Genomic DNA, 3,480 nt, shown 5'->3' on the forward strand with positions numbered 1-3,480 from the left:
CTCGACTACGAACCGTCAGTTTGGCATTCTTATGGCTGTTCACCCTTTCCCTCACTCGGTTTGCTGTTGTTTGGTAACTCCAGCTTTACCGATTTGGGGAGGGTGAACAACCTATAGAAACACTACATCTAGACAGTGTCGTCACGAGATGAATTTGCTTGGTATATCAAGGAGAACGAGCCTTTTATACAGGGAGTGTACTCTTATGGTACTCGACCGGAATAAAAGGCGAAGTTCGACGCAGAGATACCGGGAAAGGCGCTCGTGACGACACTGTCTAGGACGTTGTATTTCAAGCCTGCACTTTCAGAGAGTTATGCCCCACTACGGCGTTTGCAGCATAACACATAACGCTGCTGCCTCATCCGTAAAGGGCAAGCGGCCATGCTTGAAGCTGCGCCTGGCCCTTTGGGACGGGTACCTGCCTTCGCAGACGCCGGAGCGCTTCACGGGCTAAAATACTCTGAGGAATAGTCCGCAAGGCCCGTCAATGCCGCCAGATTCAATAGGAAAGCCCCGGCCAATGGCCGGGGCTTTCCTATTGAATCTGCTCTTCACCAGTGAGCACAAAGCTGACTATGCTTCATCACTCAGGCGGCGAAAGCTTTTTTTACCTGCGCCACAGACCGGGCAACGCCAATCTTCGGGCAGGTCTTCAAACTTGGTTCCCGCGGGAATCTTGTGGCGCTTGTCGCCACGGTCGGGATCATACACATAGCCACAGTTTACCATCTGGCAACGCCACATGTCTTGCGGTTCAGCCATGATACCTCCCTGTTTTTTCCGGCGACTATTCGCCAGCCGTAGCAGTACCGGTGACAAAGCCCTTGCTGTCAGTACCCGTGGACGAAGGCGTACCGGCGATCTTGGCAAGATAGGTGTCGCCAAGGTTCTTGATATGGCTGCCGATATTTTCGTAATAGGTCAGATGGGCCTGTTCTTCTTCAATAATGCGCTCAAAAAGGCGTGCAGTAACAATATCGCCCTGTTCTTTACAGACATTGAGGAACTGGCTGTACGCTTCAATGGTGGCGTCTTCCTGGTCCGCATCGCTTTCATAGATAGCGGGAACGGCCTGACCAGTGACCACCTTGCCGTCTTTCTGGGTGGTCGGTTCGCCGCCCAGTTCCTTGATGCGTTCAGCGAAGCTTTCCGCATGACGCATTTCGTCAATGGCGATAAGCTTCATGTTGGCAGCCAGTTCACCATAGTCCATATCATCCAGGCTATAGTGCTGGTTCATGTATTGGTGTATGGCGTGCAGCTCCATGGCGCGAGCCTTGTTGAGAACCTCGATGACCTTGGCCTTGCGGTTTTCTCTATTTCCAGCCATTCTGAAACTCCTTGTGTTATAGAGTACCAGAGATTTATAAACGTATTTGCGCAAACACTCAAGCCTGGTTCTGCCGACAAAACCCTGGCAAAAGCGCTCAAAAAAACGCCTTGCCTCCGGTTCGCTGCGGAACACATTATGCCAGAAGCGCGCCCTGTCACACAGCTTTCCCGCCGCCGTCAGGCAGCCGGGTTCGTCCCGGCCCTTGAATTTTTCTCAGGCCGAACAAGCTACGCCGCTATCACTGAACAGGCGGCCTACTGTATGTCGCCGCACACACGTCCGGCACAGTTGCAACAAATACCGTCATATTCAATACGCGAACTCAACACGGAAGAAAAACCTTCCACGTTCATGCCATCCACGCAAGGAGCCTCGTGCATACCCATCACATCTCCGATGCGGCCACACTGGATGCAGCGCACATGATGGTGACGTGAGATATCGCCGTCAAACCGCTTGGTCGATCCGGCAGCCTCAAGACGGCGAATTTCGCCGCTGTCGGCCAGAAAGTCCAGGTTGCGGTAAACGGTGCCAAGGCTGATGCGGGGCAGACGTTCGCGCACGATGCTGTAAAGCTCATCCGCAGTGGGATGAGTTTTGGTCTTGCGCAACTCTTCCAAAATTACCGCACGCTGACGGGTCATTCTTGTTTGAACTTGGGCCATATCAGTCTCCATATGATAGTAAAAATTACTGTTACCGAAGGATGCTGTCAAGCCCAAATACGACCAGGATGCTAAAATATATGCTGCCCGGGGCTTATGCCAGCAGGATGGCCTGATCCGGTGCTTTGCCGTGTAGTGCCGGCGTTTGCTCCTGATCATCAAACGGCATTGCTGTTATTCCAGGCCAAAAGCCATGAGGCTTCGGGCTCCATTCAGGATACGCTGCGGGGAGGCCTTGCCTCCACACGCAGCCAGCCCAGTCCAAACCATTAGATCGGACAAGGGCTGCTGTTCCGGAGTGTTTCCAAATTCAGCGCTGCCGCAAGGGCCATCTTCCGATTGCGATCGTCCTTCATTCGCCGCAAATAATCGCCACTTTCCTTCGGTTCAAAAACCAGCGTTTTTGCACAGGGCGCAGTGTTGCCGCACGCGCCCTGTTTCTGTCACCAGATTGCACCTTGAGCCTGGCCTCATCCGGCAACCGACCCTGTCGCGCAGCCGGTGTGGGCGACGGAGTGATCTGCGGCTTCAAGGGCCTGCCGACTGGCGGCTATCAGAAATTTTTTACAATCATCAAACTAGAGCAATTTCACTTTGAAATTGCTCTGGCGGCTGCGCGAGCAGACGCCCGCCGCGAAGGCGTAAGCGCAATTTATTTGCGCGGTTAAACACCGAAGCGAGCGTGTTTTAAACTTTGAGAATGTACATTTTCAAAGTTAATCTGCTCTAATCTGTGCGCTTACTTTTTCCCGATATGTCCGCGATCACTATCATGTAGCGGAAAACGCGCAAGTTCAGGCAAAGGGCATTCAAAAAGCCCACTCAAAGCACCTGCCGCTGGCTGCAGCACTCGCCAAAGCCCAGGGGCAGCGCGCACCACAGCAGCAGGACGGCCATGCAGAGCTTGCCCCGCATATGCCGGAAAAATGTTCTGCAGAGATATGGCAGCCGACAGAACCGACAGGCAAGCCTGCCCGCACAGAACCAGTCGCAAAGCTGCCCGGGATTTAACCTGCCCAGCATCACGCCATCGGCACGACACCCAAAGCACAACGTCAAGCGCGAGCCGCAAACCGGGCTTGCCGCTTCAGCTGCATCTGCATTACTGCCTACGTATCGAAGGAATTTACTAAGTTATAAAACTTACTAAAAGAGGTCAAGCCGTAACCCGTCAACACGCACTAGTATTCATAAGGTTACAATCAATAGCCCGCTTTTCTTGAAAATTTTTTTCAGTTTTCCCGAAACATAGAAAAGAGCCACAGAAATTTATCTGGAACATAAATAGATACATGCCTGTAACAGGCGCACACCTGTCAGATGTCCTTGCCCATCGCTCCACGCGCCGCAACGCTCTAGCTGTAGAGTGATGGGATGGTCCCGCCCGCATAAATTGGCTACCCTAGGGTATGGAAAACCTCAGAAAGGGAACCATCCCATGAAGATCATTACTACCATCGGCATTGATTTGGCAAAGAA

Annotated in this window: 4 protein-coding genes; 1 reads left to right on the top strand and 3 read right to left on the bottom strand. The window is 52.7% G+C overall.

Translation table 11 applies throughout. The features are described 5' to 3' along the window. Positions 1 to 576: 576 nt before the first annotated feature. The 3 genes from V6C07_RS08720 to V6C07_RS08730 all read right to left on the bottom strand — a co-directional run bounded on the left by V6C07_RS08720 (position 577) and on the right by V6C07_RS08730 (position 2,001). The gene (locus tag V6C07_RS08720; protein WP_333536009.1) at positions 577 to 765 is read right to left on the bottom strand and encodes a rubredoxin; all 189 of its coding nucleotides are present in this window, start codon (positions 763 to 765) and stop codon (positions 577 to 579) included. A gap of 25 nt (positions 766 to 790) precedes the next feature. Next, a complete protein-coding gene (locus V6C07_RS08725; RefSeq protein ID WP_333536010.1) occupies positions 791 to 1,333 on the bottom strand; it encodes a bacterioferritin in 543 nt (180 codons plus the stop codon). A gap of 257 nt (positions 1,334 to 1,590) precedes the next feature. Further along, positions 1,591 to 2,001: a Fur family transcriptional regulator gene (locus tag V6C07_RS08730; protein ID WP_333536012.1), complete on the bottom strand. Its 411-nt coding sequence runs from the start codon at positions 1,999 to 2,001 to the stop codon at positions 1,591 to 1,593. A gap of 503 nt (positions 2,002 to 2,504) precedes the next feature. Here V6C07_RS08730 and V6C07_RS08735 point away from each other — a divergent pair. Then, positions 2,505 to 2,669, top strand: a complete 165-nt coding sequence (locus tag V6C07_RS08735; protein WP_333536014.1) for a hypothetical protein — start codon at positions 2,505 to 2,507, stop codon at positions 2,667 to 2,669. Positions 2,670 to 3,480 lie beyond the last annotated feature (811 nt).

The sequence above is a fragment of the Desulfovibrio sp. 1214_IL3152 genome (assembly GCF_036763055.1).
GTDB lineage: Bacteria > Desulfobacterota > Desulfovibrionia > Desulfovibrionales > Desulfovibrionaceae > Desulfovibrio.

Coding starts and splice junctions, on each gene's coding strand:
- V6C07_RS08720 (WP_333536009.1), bottom strand. CDS start 765: ATGGCTGAACCGCAAGACATGTGGCGTTGCCAGATGGTAAACTGTGGC.
- V6C07_RS08725 (WP_333536010.1), bottom strand. CDS start 1,333: ATGGCTGGAAATAGAGAAAACCGCAAGGCCAAGGTCATCGAGGTTCTC.
- V6C07_RS08730 (WP_333536012.1), bottom strand. CDS start 2,001: ATGGCCCAAGTTCAAACAAGAATGACCCGTCAGCGTGCGGTAATTTTG.